Source organism: Alienimonas chondri (assembly GCF_013036045.1).
Lineage (GTDB): Bacteria > Planctomycetota > Planctomycetia > Planctomycetales > Planctomycetaceae > Alienimonas > Alienimonas chondri.
The window spans coordinates 1-15,614 of record NZ_WTPX01000116.1 but is presented as its reverse complement, the minus strand read 5'-3'; the positions used below and the strand labels follow the sequence as shown (position 1 = coordinate 15,614).

Here is a 15,614-nt window from a genome sequence, read left to right as displayed (position 1 = left end):
TGGCGCCGATGCCCCCGGAGATGATGCCCGGCGACGAGCAGGACACGCTGCTGAACCCCGCCGTGCTGGTCGAAGTGCTCTCCCCTTCCACCGCCACGACCGACCGGGTGGAGAAGCAGGCGGAATACCGCGAGATCCCGTCGCTGACCGATTACCTCATCCTCTCGCAGGACGAACCGCGCTGCGATCATTACAGCCGGTTGAGCGCCGAGGAGTGGAAGCTGGTGACGTACGTCGGGCCGGACGCCGTCATTCCGCTGAGCAATCTGGGCGACGTGTCGCTCGGGGCGCTCTATCCGCCGCCGCGCTGACTGCTCGCCGGCGAGTTAACGGCGAATGCCGGGATCCCCTCTTGTCCCGCGGCGGTCGCGGGGGGACGCTGAAGTCGCCCGCTCCTGTTTCGTCTTCCGCCTGATGCTCGTTCACACCGCTCTCGATCGACGCTTTGGAGGCGCGCTCGCCCTCCTGGCGGCGAGCCTGTTCGCCCTCTCGACGCTGACGGGCTGCGAGGGAAGCGCGACCGTGGCCGGCGCGAACGGCCCCCAACCGGCCGGATACGCCGCGGCCCCGGCGACGCCGCCCGCCACGGCGCCGGTCGCTCCGACGCCCGCGCCGGCCGTGCGGGATGTTCCCACGCGGCGGCCTGATCCGCGAACCGCCCCGCCGCGGGAGAACGATCGCGATCCCGAACGTCGGTCGAGCGTCCCCCGGAGTTCGCCGCTGGGCATGGCGGACAGCGGCGACGCCAGCAACGGCGAGGTGGTCAAGGCGCCCGGCGCCGATCCGTTCGACCCGGACATCGACCCCTCCACGCTGACCCGTCCGGAGCCGGTCGTCGATCCGGTCGCGGCGGCCCCGCCGGAACTGAAGGACTACCCCCTCACCGCGGCGATCCCGGCGGACAAGCAGGCGATCCCCGCGGATCTCGCCCTGCCCGCCGGGACCGTCCTCTACCATCAGGAGGGCCGCGGCTGGACGGAGGTCGAGTTGAAGGCCGACGCCCCGGCGGCCGCCGACGCCGTGGCCGAGAACCTCCCCCCGCTCCGGGTTCATCGCACGGACCGTCCGGCGATCATCCCGGATGTGCTGGTGCCCCGCGACCAGTTGGTCATCCCCAAGGTCGTCGTGCGACGGCTGCGGATGGCCCGTTGAGGTCAGGCGGACCGGAGGCGAACAGCGCGCGGGGGACGCGTATCGAGCGAGCCGGCCGAGGATTGCTGACGGCCTGATTTCGAGTCGGCGGCGATATTGGTGTTGTGACAACCATTGCCGTTGCAATAATCACGGGGCCACCTCCCCCGCCCCCGCCCCGCTCGGCGCCGCCGACGTGCTGAAGCTCGATCTCCACGACAGCATCCCCTATTTCGTCTTCACGGCGGCGCACGCCATCGAGCGGGCGATGAGCGCCGCGTTGGAGGGTCACGGCATCACCTTTCGGCAGTGCCAGATGCTCGGCATGGTCGCCGCCCACGGGTCGCTGTCGCAGGCGGAAGTGGCGGAGATGATGCGCGTCGAGCCCAGCAGCGTCGCCCGCCTGGTCGACCGGATGACCCGCGACGGCTGGATCGAACGCCGCCCCGATCCGCACGATCGCCGCAGGAATCTGCTGTCCGTCACCGCTCAGGCCGAACCGGTCTGGGAGGGGGTGCGGGACATCGGCCTCGCGGTTCGCGCGAAGGCGCTGGAGGGGCTGGACGAGCGGGAGGTCTCCGAATTGAAGCGCATGCTGCGGCACCTCCGCGAGAACCTTGCCGACGGCTCTCATCAGTACCCCGACGACGCCGAAGCGGACGCGGAGGCGAACCGCAATGTCGCCGACGCCTCCGTCGACGCCGATGCGGGAGAGTCGGCTGAGTCACCCGACTCCCGTTTGACTCCCGTTTGACTCCCGCCCGCGTTTTTTTCCCGCCGGCCCCGCTCGGTCCCCCGTATGTCCGACCTCTCCGCCACCGCCCCGCCCCCGGCCGATCAGGCCGTAGAGGATCCCTTCGCGGATTCGGTCGAACCGTCGCCGAAGCGGACGGGCGCCGACGCCGTTCGCTCGGCGGACGCGGCTCCGCCGAAGAAAACGCATGCGACCGAAGCCCTATCCGTTCATCCGACGGCCCACGAACGTTACGAGCGAACCCCGAAGTCGGACCGTCGCAAATGGATCGACGCCGGCGTCTCCCTCGCGTTGGTCGCGGTGGGTATCGCGGCGCTGGTGATCCTGAAGAACCTCAAGGAGCCGGCCCGTCCGGTGAACCGCGTTTCGCCCGCCCCGTTGGTGGAGGTGGCGGAGATTACGCCGCACGTCGGCGGTCTGGACGTGACCAGCGACGGCGTCGTGGTGCCCTACCGCCTGATTAACGTGGGAGCGGAAGTGGCCGGCCGCGTGGTGTCGATGGACCCTTCCCTGCGTAGCGGCCGGTACGTGACCGCCGGGCAGACCCTGCTGACGATCGATCCCGAAACGTATCGACTGGAGGTGAAACGCCTCGATGCGGAGGTCCGATCCGCGGATCGAAAGCTCGCGGAGCTGGAGGTTCAAATTGAAAACGCGCGCGGCACCGTCTCTATCGCCAAGAAAGACGCCGAACTGGCCGCCGGCGACACCGCCCGGCAGGAGCGGTTGCAGGAACGCGGCAGCGGGTCGATCGCCGCCGTCGAGCAGGCCCGCCGCACCCAGTTACAGGCCGTGGACAGGTATCAAACGGCCAATAGTTCCCTCAAGCTGCTGACCGCTCAGCGGGAGGGTCTGGAGGTTCAAAAGGAACTGACCGAGACCGCCCTCGAACGGGCCAGGCTGGACCTCTCCCGCACCGAGGTGAAAAGCCCGGTGGACGGAATCGTCGTGTCGTCCGACGTCGAGGAAGGCGGCCGGGTGCAGGTCGGCGGGGCGTTGTTCACCGTCAACGACACCAGTCAGGCGGAGGTTCGCACGAACCTGCAAATGAAGGACGTGGCGTGGATTCTCGCCCACCCGCCGGAGGGCACGCGGGCCACCGACGACACGCCGGAGATGTCCGCCGACGCCGCCGCCTACGCCCTGCCGTCGGTGCCGGTTACGGTGAATTACGAACTGGCCGGGAACGTTTATACCTGGGACGGGATCTTGAGCCGGGCGGCGGGCGCCGGGATCGATGAACGCACCCGCACCGTGCCCTGCCTGGTGCGGGTGGCGAACCCGCGGAGCGTTTCCATGAAGGGGGGCAGCGGATCGCTGCCGGTCGCCGGTCCGCGGGCGCTGGCGCGGGGGATGTTCGTCAGCGTGCAGGTGCACACCGAACCGGCCGAGCCGCTGCTGGAAGTCCCCGAGGAGGCCGTGCGCCCCGGCAATCGCGTCTGGGCCGTCCGGGACGGCAAATTAATCATCGCGGAGTTGCCCGTCGCCGCGATCGTCGGCGGCAAGGTGCTCGTGCCGCCCGCCGGGGCGTCGTTGAAACCGGGCGATCGGGTCGTGACCAGCCCCCTGCCCGCGGCGACGCCCGGCATGAGCGTCCGCGTGGCCGGCGATCCGGATCCTGAAGCGCCTCAGACCCCCGACGCCGGCGCCGTGGCGGACGACGAAGTCGACGCCGACGGCGCCTCCCCCCGCCCCGCCGGCGTCGCCGAGGCCGCTGCCGGCGGTCCGGCGGAAGAGTCTTAAGTCCCGCGTCTTCAGTTCCGTTCACGCCGCCGCTCCCGTCGCCGTTCGCCCGCCCCTCCCGACCGCGTCCCGATGAAGTCGCTCGCCCGCTGGGCCATTAATAACACGCCGGCGATGAACACGCTGATGGTCGCCTTAATGGCGGTCGGAGCGGTTTGCCTGGGTTCGATGCGCCGCGAGGTGTTCCCGGAGTTCGAACTCGAAGTCGCCCTCGTCACCGCGCCTTATCCCGGGGCGGACCCGGATGAGGTGGAATCGGCGATCGTTCAAAAGGTCGAAGAAGCGGTCAGTTCGCTGGACGGCATTAAAGAGGTCACCGGGATCGCCCAGGAGGGACTGGGGAGCGTCCTCATCGAGATCGACCCGTCCGAGCCGGACGTGAAGGAGGTGGTGGACGAGGTGCAGAGCGCCGTCGACCGCATCAGCACCTTCCCCGCCGCGGTGCAGGCGGAAGGGGTCGAGGTCCGACAATTAACGTTCCGCGAGACGGCCGTACGGGTCGCGGTGCTCGGCCCGGACCCTGAGAAAACCGGCGCCGACCCCGTCGCCGCGGAGCTTCGCTTGCGGGCGCTCGCGGAGGAAATCCGGGACGAGCTGACCGCTTTGCCCGTCGTGTCGCAGGCGACCGTGCAGGGGTCGAAGGAGTTTCAAATTGATGTGGAGATCCCCGAGGACAACCTTCGCCAATACGGGTTGAGCCTGCAGGACGTGGCGCAGGTTCTCCGCCGCGAGAACCTCGATCTGCCCGGGGGCACGTTGAAGGGCGCCGCTCAGGACGTGATCGTCAAGGGCGAGGCCCGCGGCGAGACCGGCGAAATGATCCGGGCGATCCCTATCGTCACCGACCCGTCCGGCGTGGTGCTGACCGTCGACGACCTCGGCGAAGTGCACGACGCCTTCGACGACAGCAGCAGCTCCACCCGCATCAACGGCCAACCGGCCTTGGTGGTCGCCGTGGAGCGCACCGCCGACGAAGATTTATTGCTCATCGCCGCCGCGGTGCATAGTTACGCGGCGAAACGCGCGATGCCCGAGGGCTACGACCTCGTGACGTGGGACGACCGCAGCGTGGACGTCCGCGATCGCATGGAACTGTTATTAAGGAACGGCTGGCAGGGCCTGGTCCTGGTGTTCATCGTCCTGGCCGTCTTTTTAGAACTGCGGCTGGCGTTATGGGTCGCGTTGGGGATTCCGATTTCGATCCTCGGCGCCGGGATCATGCTGTATTTCGGCGGGCAGACGCTGAATATGCTGAGCATGTTCGCGTTCCTGATGGTCCTGGGCATTTTAGTGGACGACGCGATCGTCGTCGGCGAGAACATCTACGCACACCGCGAGATGGGCAAGCCGTATATGAAAGCGGCGATCGACGGCACCGCGGAGGTGATTCCCTCCGTGACGACCAGCGTGTGCACGACCATCATCGCCTTTGCCCCGCTGATGTTCGTGCTGGGGGTGATGGGAAAATTCATCGCCATCCTGCCGATCACGGTCATCGCCTGCCTGATTATCTCGCTGGTCGAAAGCGTTTTCATTCTCCCCTGCCACCTGGCTCACGCGCCGGGCGAAGGACCGTTGGGACGCCTGCGGAGCCGGCTGTCCGGAGGACTGGCGCCGCTGCGTTATTTGATCGCCGCCGTCCCGGTCGCGCTGGCGGTCTTGATGGCCGCGGTTTTGCTCGACCTGGAAGGCATCCACAGCCTGCTGCCGCCGGAGGCGCAGGCGAATCTCGGAGCGGCGACCGGCAGCGTGGTCGCGCAGGTCATCCTCTGGACGATGGCGGGGCTGCTCACCTGGTTCGGCCTGTTCTTCGCCGGGGCGTACGGGCCGCTCTTTTATCTCTCCGCCCGGGCCAACCGGCTCGGCACGGCGGGGCTGGGACGATTCGTCAATAACGTCTATGAACCGGCGTTGCGGTGGAGCTTGGATCACCGCGGCATCGTCGTGGCCGGCAGCGTCGCGGCGCTGCTGACCAGCTTCGGATTCGTCGGCGGCGGGTTCGTGCGGCAGGAGTTCTTCCCGGAGATGGACTCCAACCGCGTTCAGGCGAACCTCATCTTCCCGGACGGCACCCCCTCCCGCGTGACCAGCCAAGCGGTCGAACGGGTCGGCGCCGCGTTGGAGCGCGTCGGCGAGAACTATAAAGACCGCACGGTCGACGGCCGCAGCCCGGTCAAATTAGTTCGATTGGGCGTCGGCTACGCCAGCGGCGAAGGCGTCGATCAAAGCAGTCAAAGCAGCGGCGGGCAGCTCGGACAGGTGTTCGCGGAGATTCTCGATCCCGCTCTGCGGACCGTCACCTCCAAGGAGATCATCGACGCCTGGCGTGAAGAAGCCGGCGAGATCGCCGGGGCGGAGGCCGCGAACTTCGAGGCGCCCTCGATGGGGCCGGGCGGCAAAGCGATCGAGTTCAAACTCATCGCCGATAAAACCGCCGCCGACCGCTTGGAAGCCGCCGCCGCCGCGGTCAAAGCGAAGCTCGCCGACTTCCCCGGCGTCTACGACGTGGACGACGACAGCCGCCCCGGCAAAGCGGAGTTGCAACTCAACCTCAAACCGAACGCCGTCGCGCTGGGCGTGAATCGGGCCGACTTGTTTGAGACCGTCAGGGCCAGTTACTTCGGCGAGGAGGTGATGCGCGTTCAACGCGGTCGGGACGAGGTGAAGATCATGGTGCGTTATCCGACCGAAGACCGCCGCAGCTTGGCGGACTTCGAGGAGATCCGCGTGCGAACCGCGGACGGTCTGTCCCGCCCGATCACGGAGTTGGCGGAGATTGAAATCGACCGCAGCCCCAGCGAAATCAATCGCATCAATCGGCGCCGCAGCGTCACGATCACCTCCGCCGTGGACGTGACGGAGGGCAACGCCCAGGAGATCGTCAACAGCCTCAAAACCGACGTGCTGCCGGACCTGTTAGAAGAGTATCCCGGCGTGGACGTCACCTGGAAGGGTCAGCAGCAACAACGGGCGGAGAGCATCAGCAGTATTTTCGTGGGTCTGTCGATCGCGTTGTGCTGCATGTTCGCCCTGCTGACGCTGGAGTTCCGCAGTTATACGCAGCCGCTATTAATCCTCGGCATCATCCCGTTCGGCGTGGTTGGGGCGGTGTTCGGCCACTGGGTGATGGGCCTGCCGCTGTCGTTCTTCAGCATGATGGGGATCGTGGCGCTGTCCGGCGTGGTCGTGAACGATTCGATCGTGCTGGTCGACTTCATCAACCATCGCATCGAGCAGGGCCAACCGCTGCGGCAGGCCATTATGGAAAGCGGCGTCCGCCGCTTCCGTCCCGTACTGCTGACCAGCGCCACGACGGTCGCCGGCCTGTTCCCGATGCTGTTGGAAACGAGTTTTCAAGCCCAGATCCTGGTCCCGATGGCCGCGAGCCTGGCGTTCGGCCTGTCGATCACGACGGGGCTGGTGCTGATCTTATTGCCCGTCTATTACAGCCTCTACGGCCGCTTCGTGAACGTCGAAGCCCTCCGCAGCGGGGGAACGTCCGAGTAGTCAGTACGAGATATTGATCCCGAGTCCCGGAAGCGCCTTCCAAAGGGCGGCCTTGCCCTGCGGGGTCACGCGGGCGTTGATGAGTTCCAGCATCCGCAGCTTCGGATATCGATGCGGGAAGGCGGCGAGATCGGCATCCTCGATTGCCGTGTAGGAGAGAGACAACTCCTTCAATTGCGGGCACCTCCCCAGCGCCGCGAGGCCGTCGCCAGTGACGGCGGTCTCAGCCAGATCGAGCCATTCCAAGCGTCCCGCGACAGGCCGCAGCGCCGCGACGCCTTCGTCAGTGACGCGGGTTCTCGCCATCCACAACTCTTTCAGATTTGGGCAGCGCTGTGTGACCGACGCGACGCCGGCGTCGCCGACGGAGGTCCCGCGGAGGTCGACAAGGGTGATCGCGGGGTGCGAACCAATTGCGTCTAACCCCGCATCCGTCACCGCGGTCCTCGAAATCAGCAGCGACTCCCATTGAAGCACTCGGCCGTTCAAGGCCGCGAGACCGGCATCCGAAATGTCAGTCCCCGCCAGATACGGGGATTCGAGCGACGGGCAGCGGGCCAAAGCCGCGAAGTCGATGTCATTGAGGTCAGAATCGAGGGCATCCACGGTTGCCAGTTCCTCATGTCCGCTCAACGACGCCAGAGAACCAGCCACCCCTCGCGTTCCATAGAGTTCCAGACGCTTGAGATGATCCGCGGCGATCAGTCCGCCCAGTTCTCCGGGTGGAAGGAAACACTCCGTGAGGAAGACGGCTTCAAGTTGAGGGAGCGAGGCGAACGGCGAGAACCCGCCGCGTTGAAAGCTGCAGTGCTGTAGTATTAGCGTCGGCCCGGTATTGCAGGTCGCCGCACGTCCGGCTTGTTCTCGCGTGACATTGCGGGCGTTCATCAGATGGACGAGCGAAACGCCCGGCATCCGTTCGACCGCGTCGAGGAACTCGTCCAGCGAACCAGCCCCATCCGCATCGCCGGCGTAGCTGACCGTGACGGGAGTGAGATACAGCGACGAATCCGTCGGCAGCGGCGCCCAGCCGCGGAGGTCTTCGTCGATCGTGTGCCCGAACGTCACGCCGTGCCCCTGAGATCGCAGCCGGTGCCCGGTCCATGCGGCGATGACGTGGTCGGAGACGCCCCAGCCCAGCAGTAGCACGATGCCGAACAGAAACGCAGCCGCCTTCGGGCGGGCCTTCCACCAGCGCCAGACCCGCGGGGGCGTCGGGATCCAGCGGGTCAGCCGGGCGAATCGGGTGACGGGCCGGCGGTCGTCGGGCGGGGGCGAGTCAGACACGGACAGAGAATGCGGGCCGGTTCGTTCGATGATGGGAAGAATAACGTCCGCCGAGCGCCTTCGGTTCACATGCCGTCCGCCGCGGGACTTCGTACAGCGGGGCTTCGCGTATCATGCCGGCGTGTTGGATCGTCCCGCCGTCCGCCGTCCCGCCGTCGGTCCGCGGTTGCGCGTGGTCTTATGGGTGTCGTTTCTGCTGCTGGCCCTGTTGGGGGCGAACAGCGCCTATCTGGTCGGCGTGCGCGTCCTGGGGGCGTGGGGCGTCGATCTGCTGAACTGGTTCGTGCCGTGGATGCTGCTGGGGCATGTGGCGTTGGGGGCGCTGGTCGCGGGGCCGTTGGGGTTGTTCGCCCTGCTGCACGGGGCGACAGCGTGGCGCCGGGGGAATCGCAGGGCGGCGCTCGCGGGGGTGACGCTGGTTGCGGCGACGGTCGGGCTGTTCGTCACGGGCGTGCTGCTCTGCCGGGTCGAGGGATTGGCGGAGCGGTTTCATGCGGTCGATCGGAACCTCGTTTACTGGCTGCACGTCGCGCTGCCGGTTTTGTGCCTCGTTTTATACGGCCTGCACCGGCGGGCGGGCCGGCCGATCCGGTGGCGACTGGGACGGAACTACATCCTCGCGACGGGGGCGGTCGTGGCGTTGCTGTGCGGGGCGCACTCCCTCGATCCGCGGAATTGGAACGCCGCGTCCCCGGAGGACGGAGCCGAGTACTTCGAGCCGAGCCTCACCCGGACCGCGGGCGGGACGTTTATTCCGGCAGAGCGCCTGATGACCGACGATCGCTGCGCCGAATGTCATCCGGATATTGCCGCATCGCACGCCCACGGGGCGCACAAGCTGAGTTCGTTTAATAACCCGTTCTACCTCGCCGCGGTGCGGAAGACGCGGGAGGCGATGCTGGAGCGGGACGGCGACGTACACGTCGCCCGCTGGTGCGCCGGCTGTCACGACCCGGTCCCGCTGGCCAGCGGAGCGTTCGACGACCCATTTTATCAGGACGTCACCGATCCGACGGCCCACGCGGGGATCACCTGCGCCGTCTGCCATGGGATCACCGAGGTCGGCGGCCACGGCGGGGTCCGGGGGAACGGCGATTATCTGCTCGAAGCGGCGGAGCCGTACCCGTTCGAAGACTCCGACGAACCGATTCTCAAATGGCTTAATCGGCAACTCGTCCGGGCCAAGCCGGCCTTGCACAAGCAATCGATGCTCAAGCCGCTGCACAAGAGCGCGGAGTTCTGCGCGACCTGCCACAAGGTCGGCCTGCCGGAAGCGCTGAACGATTATAAATGGCTGCGCGGCCAGAACCATTACGATTCGTTCCGCCTGTCCGGCGTCTCCGGCGGCGGGGCGAGCGGGTTTTATTATCCGCCGCGGGCCGCCGAGAACTGCAACGGCTGCCATATGCCCCGCACCCCCAGCGACGACTTCGCCGCCACGCTCGGCCCCGACGGCGTCCGCAGCGTCCACGATCACACGTTCCGCGGGGCGAACACGGCGCTGGCCTGGCTGCACGAATCGGCCGACGCCTACCTCGCCCACGAATCGATTCTGAAAGACTGCCTGCGCATCGACCTATTCGGGGTTCGGGAGGACGGCGCTATTGACGGCGAGTTGACCGCCCCGCTGCGGCCGTCCGTACCGACGCTGGAGCCGGGCGAAACGGTGTTATTGGAAGTCGTCGTCCGCACGCTGACCCTCGGCCACGCTTTTACGGAGGGCACCGCGGACAGCAATCAGGCATGGGTCGAACTGACGGTCTCCTGCGGCGATCGGGTGTTGTATTCCAGCGGATCGCCGGAGGCGATGGATTCCGCCGACCCCGCCGCGCATGTGTTCGATACGTTTCCCGTGGACCGCGAGGGGAACCGGATCGAGCGACGCAACGTGCGGGATCTGTTCGCCGTCCTCTATAATCACCAGATCCCCCCCGGCGCCGCGGCGAGCCTGCATTATCGCCTGCCGGTCCCGGACGACCTGACGGCCCCGCTGACGGTCACGGCGAAGGTGAAGTATCGGAAGTTTCGGCCGGATTATATGCGGTTCGTCGCGGAGACCGCCCGCCCCGGCGATCCGCCGCTGCGGGGGGATTGGGAGAATCCGCCGATCGTCACGATCAGCGCCGATTCCGTCACCTTCCCCGTCGCCGGCCTGCCGGACGACGTGAACGCCCTCGTCGACAACCCGGTCCGCGGCGTGCCGACTTGGGAGCGGTGGAACGATTACGGCATCGGGGCGCTGCGTAAGGGCACGGCCGAACTCCGCACGACCGAGGAGGCGTTTCGACAGGTCGAAGCATTGGGCCGGTCCGACGGCGCCCTGAACCTCGCCCGCGTCCTGCACGCCGGCGGGGACGTGACCGGAGCGACGGCGACGCTTGATCGGGCGGTCGCGCATTCCAGTCCCCCACCGGCCTGGACGACGGACTGGTTGCGGGGCGTCTTGAATCGCGAGAGCGGCCGCCCCGCGGAGGCCGCGGAGAACTTCCGCGACGTGCTGCGGTGGGATCGGCCCCCGACCGCGGAGATGGCTGCCCGCGGGTTCGATTTCAGCCGGGACGACCGCGTGGCGAACCTGCTGGGCCGCACCTATCTCGATCTCGCCCGACGAGCCGGCGACGATGCTGAGCGGGAACGATATGAAACCGCCGCGATCGACGCCTTTAAACGCGTTCTCGCAGTGGATGTGGCGAACGTCGCCGCATTGGATAACCTCGCCCGGCTCTTTCGGGAACGCGGCGAGGAAGCACGTGCGGAGGAGTACCGGCGTCTGCATGCGAAATATAAACCGGACGACGTGGCCGCCGCCCGCGCCCTGCGGCTCGCCCGGGAACGATCCCCGAACGCGGCGAAAGCCGCGGAGGCGACGGTGATTTACGACCTGACGCCCGGGCCATGAACTCATCGATACCAGCCCGACGCGCCAGCGTCGGCCGTGCGTCGTTGCCGGGCGGTTCCCGCGATCGTTCCGACTGCCGATGCTTGCGCATCGGGCTAATATTCAATCAGGTTCTATGCGCGATCGTCGCCGCCGGGCTGGGACTGGGTTGCGAGAAGACTCCCGTCCCGCCCGCCGCTCTCCCGAAGCGACTTCAAGCGACGCCGCCGTCGATCCCGCTGACCAACGTGACCGCCGCTGCGGGGCTGTCAGGGTTCCATCATGAAACCGCCGCGACCGGCGAGAAGCTCTTACCCGAAACAATGGGCGGCGGGGCGGCGTTCTTGGATTACGATGCGGACGGCGACCCGGACATACTCTTCATAAATTCAACTCGATGGCCGTGGGAGCAAGAAACCGACTCGTCTCCCGGCGTGCAATTGTTCAGAAACGACGGGACCGGGCGGTTTACAGACGTCACCGCCGGCAGCGGATTGGGCGCCCCGCTCTACGGCATGGGCGGTGCCATAGGGGACTACGACGCTGACGGGTTGCCGGACGTCTACATCACGGCGCTGGGAGAGAACCGCCTGTATCGGAACATCGGCGGCGGGCGGTTCGAGGACGTGACCGCCGCGACCGGGACGGCCGGATCGGCGGAGGATTGGACGACCGCCGCCGGTTGGTTCGACGCGGACGGCGACGGCGATCTCGATTTGCTCGCCCTCAATTATCTGGACTGGAGCCGCGAGGCGGACCTTGCTCAACCCTTCACGTTGACCGGATCGGAACGCGGCTACGGACGCCCGCGGGCCTTCGGCGGAACCCTGCCGCGGTTGTATCGCAACGACGGCGGCGGCCGCTTCACGGAGATCGCGGAGCCGGCCGGGCTTCATATCATGAATCCCGCGACCGGCGAGCCGCTGGCGAAGAGTCTGGGATTAACGTTCCTCGACATGGAGGAGGACGGCGATACGGATGTCTTCGTCGCCAACGACACGGTTCGCAACTTTCTCTTTCTGAATCAATCCGCCGAGGGCGAGCCGGGGCGGTTTCTTGAGCGCGGCCGGGAGGCGGGGGTCGCCTTCGACGAGGCCGGCGCCGCCCGCGGGGCGATGGGCGTCGACGCGGCGCTGATTCGAGGCGAACGCAGTCGGGCGCTGGCCGTCGGCAATTTTTCTTCGGAGATGACGGCGCTCTATACGGCTCGACGGGGGACGACCTTCTTCACGGACGACGCGGCCGCCGCGGGGCTGGGGGCGTCGACGCGGCCGGATCTCACCTTCGGCGTGCTGTGGGCGGACATGGACCTCGACGGGCGCCCCGATCTCGTTGCGGCGAACGGGCACCTCGAACCGGAGATCGCCCGCGTGCAGCCGGGCATGAGCTACGAACAACCTCCGCGGTTGTTCTGGAACGCCGGGCGGGACAGCGATGCGGAATTCGTCCCGCTCACGGTCGAGCAGGTGGGAGACGAGTTCGTCCGTCCGTTCGTCGGCCGGGCGGTGACCGCGGCCGATATCGATCTCGACGGCGACCCGGACCTGTTGTTCACGTCGCTCGGCGGGGCGCCGCGGTTGTATCGGAACGATCAGGCGCTCGGCCGGCATTGGCTGCGGGTGACCGTCGGCGGCGCCGCGGGAGCGCTCGGGGCGACCGTCACGGTGGACGCCGGCGGGCGGACGCAGACGAGGACGGTGAACCCGACGCGGGGATATCTCTCGCAGGTGGAGCTTCCGTTGACCTTCGGCTTGGGGGAGTCCGAAGCGGTCGATTCGGTGCGGGTCGTCTGGCCGGACGGCGTCGAACGCACGCTGACCGACCTGCCCGCCGATCAAGCGCTCCGCATCGAACGCCCGCCCCCCGGTTGAGGGGCGGCGACGTGCCGGCAGGTCGATCTATGCAGCTATGCGGCCGCGGCCGCTGGACCGGGATGAACCGGTCGCGGCACAAGCTCCTGAGACGACGCGACCGCCCGGCGCATCGCGGCGAGGCAATCGCGGGCGAAGTCCTTCTGTCGCCGTCGGACCAGCGGGCCGGCGAGTTTCGCCAAGGGGTGAGCCAACTGGCTGTCGGCCCGCACGTCGAACCAAACGCGGCCGTCCGCATGACGGGTCAGGCGGAACCGCTCCTCCCCCCGACAGATGTGCCCCGGCAGGGTGACGTAGGCGACGCTGAAGCAGTCCGCTTCGTCCCTCACCTCGTAGATGCGGGCCGGGTTCGTCCACCACAGCCCCCCGCCCCGAGCGAGCACGCAGACGTCCGTCCCGACCGTCGGCGGAGCGGGAACGTCGCCGGAACCGACCGACGCGGCGTCGTGGACCGAGACCCAGCGGGGGAGCTGTTCCCACCGCAGGAGCCGGTCGCGGGCGGCGGCGAACACCGCGGGGCCGCGGCCCAGATCCACCTGATGGCCGGTGCGCATCGGTCCGGCGCTGGCCCAGCGATCGCCGGGGCCGTCCAGACCGCCGGGCTCGTGCGTCGGTTCGGCGCCGGCCGCGGCGTCCAGCAGCGCGGTCAGGCGAGCGGCGGTGGGTCGGGTGAGGGTCGGCATCGGTCCCTCAGCGAACCGGACGGCCCCCGCACGGTTCACGCGGGGAATCGACAAAGCCGCAGCAACGTCGCCGCGGCGATGCTGCGCGCGCCCGCTTTCCTCCCGGGTCAAGCGCAAATTTCTCCGTCAGTGAAATCGGCCGCAGTCGAATGAGGCCCGGCCGGCACGGTATTCGCAGTCCCCGCCTGCGACACTTCGCGCGGTCCGGCTCGCCTCAAGCGGGCTCCCGCCCGTTGAGTGACCGGTCTCCGGGGGCTACCATCCCCGTCGGCCGCCGTCATGGATCCGATTTCTTCGCCCCCTCCCTCCACGGAGCATTCGCCCGTGCCTATCGCCGCCCCGCCCGAAGCCGCCTCCCGCGGCGTCGGCGCTCCCGTCGAAGCCCTCTCTGCCAAGCAGTTGGAGATGCTCGAAACCGGCCTGCGGTTCGTCCGCAGCAGCCTGACCATGGACGTGAAGGAGCCGACCGACTCCGTCGTCGCCAGTCGGACCGCTGCGCTCGACCAGCTCGCCGAACTCGAACGTCACTTCGGGATGAAGCCGCGGTGAAGCCGCTGAGGCGGCAATCTTCAAAGACCAAGAGATCAAGAACCAAAGTCGGCGGTCGCCAGATCGTCTTGGTTCTTGATCTCTTGGTCTTTGGTGCTTCACGAAGCCGCCTCCGATAACCTGCGTGGATGCGTTACACCCGCGTTCGCCTCGCCGGCCTTGCCCATTGCCCGCCGGATGAGGTCGTCTCCAGCGACAATCTCGAAGCCCGGCTCGCCCCCGTCTACGACCGATTGCGGTTACCGGCCGGGCGACTGGAGTTGATGACCGGCATTCGCGAGCGCCGGTTCTACCCCCCCGGGACGAAGCCCGGGGAAATCAGCGCCCGCAGCGCCAACGCCGCCCTCGATCGGGCGGAGCGGGACCACGGACTGAAGCGGGAACGGGTCTCCGCCCTCGTCCACGGCAGCGTCTGTCGCGATCGGCTCGAACCGGCGACCGCCTGTGCGGTGCATTCCGCCTGCGGTTTGCCGAACCAATCGGCGTTCGTGCTGGATCTCTCGAACGCATGCCTCGGCGTGCTCAACGGCCTGCTGTTCGTCGCCGATCTGATCGAAGCGGGCCGGATCACCGCTGGCGTGGCGGTCGGCACGGAGACCGGCCGGGATCTGGTCGAAGGCACGATTGAGTCATTGTTACAAGACCCAAATACAAATCGGGCCGACGTGAAGGCGGCTTTTGCCAGTTTGACGATCGGCAGCGGCTCCGCGGCGGCGGTGTTGTGCGACGAATCGCTGGCTCCCTCGGCGCCGAGGTTGTTGGGCGGGGCGGTCCGCACGGACACCTCCCACGCCGCCCTGTGCACTGGCGGGGACGAGCTGGACAGCGCCGGCCGCCCCCGCATGACGACCGACAGCGAGGCGCTGCTCCACGCCGGCATCGCCCTTGCCGGAGAAACTTGGAACGATTTTCAGTCCGAACTGAACTGGACCGCGGACACCCCGGACCACGCCGTGACCCATCAGGTCGGCCGCGCTCATCAAAAATTGTTATTCGAATCGCTGGGACTGGATCCGGCGCTCGATCACCCGACCGTCGGCGTGTACGGCAACACCGGCGCCGCGGCCCTGCCCGCCGCCGCCTCCGTCGCCGCGGATGCGGGGGCGTTCGCCACAGGCGACAAAATCGTCTGGCTGGGCATCGGCAGCGGGCTGAACTGCGTGATGCTGGGCTGGGAGTGGTGATCCGAGCGGGCGATCCGAGCGTTTCTG

Annotated in this window: 11 protein-coding genes; 9 read left to right on the top strand and 2 right to left on the bottom strand. The window is 67.7% G+C overall.

The features are described from left to right. From LzC2_RS15605 to LzC2_RS15585, 5 genes are all read left to right on the top strand, one after another. Positions 1-311 (top strand): Uma2 family endonuclease (locus tag LzC2_RS15605; protein WP_206678745.1); only part of this gene is annotated, 311 nt, incomplete at its 5' end. 103 nt (positions 312-414) lie between these two features. Beyond that, complete coding sequence (locus tag LzC2_RS15600) at positions 415-1,152, top strand: hypothetical protein (RefSeq protein ID WP_171188682.1); 738 nt, start codon at positions 415-417, stop codon at positions 1,150-1,152. 175 nt (positions 1,153-1,327) lie between these two features. Next, positions 1,328-1,885, top strand: a complete 558-nt coding sequence (locus LzC2_RS15595; RefSeq protein ID WP_171188679.1) for a MarR family winged helix-turn-helix transcriptional regulator — start codon at positions 1,328-1,330, stop codon at positions 1,883-1,885. 45 nt (positions 1,886-1,930) lie between these two features. Beyond that, a complete protein-coding gene (locus LzC2_RS15590) occupies positions 1,931-3,628 on the top strand; it encodes an efflux RND transporter periplasmic adaptor subunit (protein ID WP_171188677.1) in 1,698 nt (565 codons plus the stop codon). A gap of 72 nt (positions 3,629-3,700) precedes the next feature. After that, positions 3,701-7,135, top strand: a complete 3,435-nt coding sequence (locus tag LzC2_RS15585) for an efflux RND transporter permease subunit (RefSeq protein ID WP_171188675.1) — start codon at positions 3,701-3,703, stop codon at positions 7,133-7,135. Here LzC2_RS15585 and LzC2_RS15580 read toward each other — a convergent pair whose 3' ends face one another. Next, a complete protein-coding gene (locus tag LzC2_RS15580) occupies positions 7,136-8,422 on the bottom strand; it encodes a leucine-rich repeat domain-containing protein (RefSeq protein ID WP_171188673.1) in 1,287 nt (428 codons plus the stop codon). Positions 8,423-8,543: 121 nt separating this feature from the next. Here LzC2_RS15580 and LzC2_RS15575 point away from each other — a divergent pair, with 121 nt between their 5' ends. Continuing rightward, positions 8,544-11,321, top strand: coding sequence for a multiheme c-type cytochrome (locus tag LzC2_RS15575; RefSeq protein ID WP_315854698.1), 2,778 nt, complete (start codon positions 8,544-8,546; stop codon positions 11,319-11,321). 83 nt (positions 11,322-11,404) lie between these two features. After that, positions 11,405-13,171 (top strand): CRTAC1 family protein, encoded by a 1,767-nt coding sequence (locus LzC2_RS15570; RefSeq protein WP_206678744.1) that lies wholly within the window; start codon positions 11,405-11,407, stop codon positions 13,169-13,171. A gap of 35 nt (positions 13,172-13,206) precedes the next feature. On the opposite strand, the gene LzC2_RS15565 is transcribed toward LzC2_RS15570, so the two are convergent. After that, entirely contained in the window at positions 13,207-13,854 is a 648-nt protein-coding gene (locus LzC2_RS15565; RefSeq protein ID WP_171188659.1) for a DUF1990 family protein, read from the bottom strand. 324 nt (positions 13,855-14,178) lie between these two features. Between LzC2_RS15565 and LzC2_RS15560 the strand changes: the two genes are divergently transcribed. Beyond that, positions 14,179-14,403 (top strand): hypothetical protein, encoded by a 225-nt coding sequence (locus LzC2_RS15560; protein ID WP_171188657.1) that lies wholly within the window; start codon positions 14,179-14,181, stop codon positions 14,401-14,403. A 128-nt stretch (positions 14,404-14,531) separates the two neighbouring features. After that, positions 14,532-15,587, top strand: a complete 1,056-nt coding sequence (locus LzC2_RS15555; protein WP_171188655.1) for a 3-oxoacyl-ACP synthase III — start codon at positions 14,532-14,534, stop codon at positions 15,585-15,587. The last annotated feature ends 27 nt before the right edge of the window (positions 15,588-15,614 follow it).

What these genes read in the sequence shown, in the direction of transcription:
- LzC2_RS15600 (WP_171188682.1), top strand. Translation starts at nt 415, where the DNA reads ATGCTCGTTCACACCGCTCTCGATCGACGCTTTGGAGGCGCGCTCGCC.
- LzC2_RS15590 (WP_171188677.1), top strand. Translation starts at nt 1,931, where the DNA reads ATGTCCGACCTCTCCGCCACCGCCCCGCCCCCGGCCGATCAGGCCGTA.
- LzC2_RS15585 (WP_171188675.1), top strand. Translation starts at nt 3,701, where the DNA reads ATGAAGTCGCTCGCCCGCTGGGCCATTAATAACACGCCGGCGATGAAC.
- LzC2_RS15565 (WP_171188659.1), bottom strand. Translation starts at nt 13,854, where the DNA reads ATGCCGACCCTCACCCGACCCACCGCCGCTCGCCTGACCGCGCTGCTG.
- LzC2_RS15555 (WP_171188655.1), top strand. Translation starts at nt 14,532, where the DNA reads ATGCGTTACACCCGCGTTCGCCTCGCCGGCCTTGCCCATTGCCCGCCG.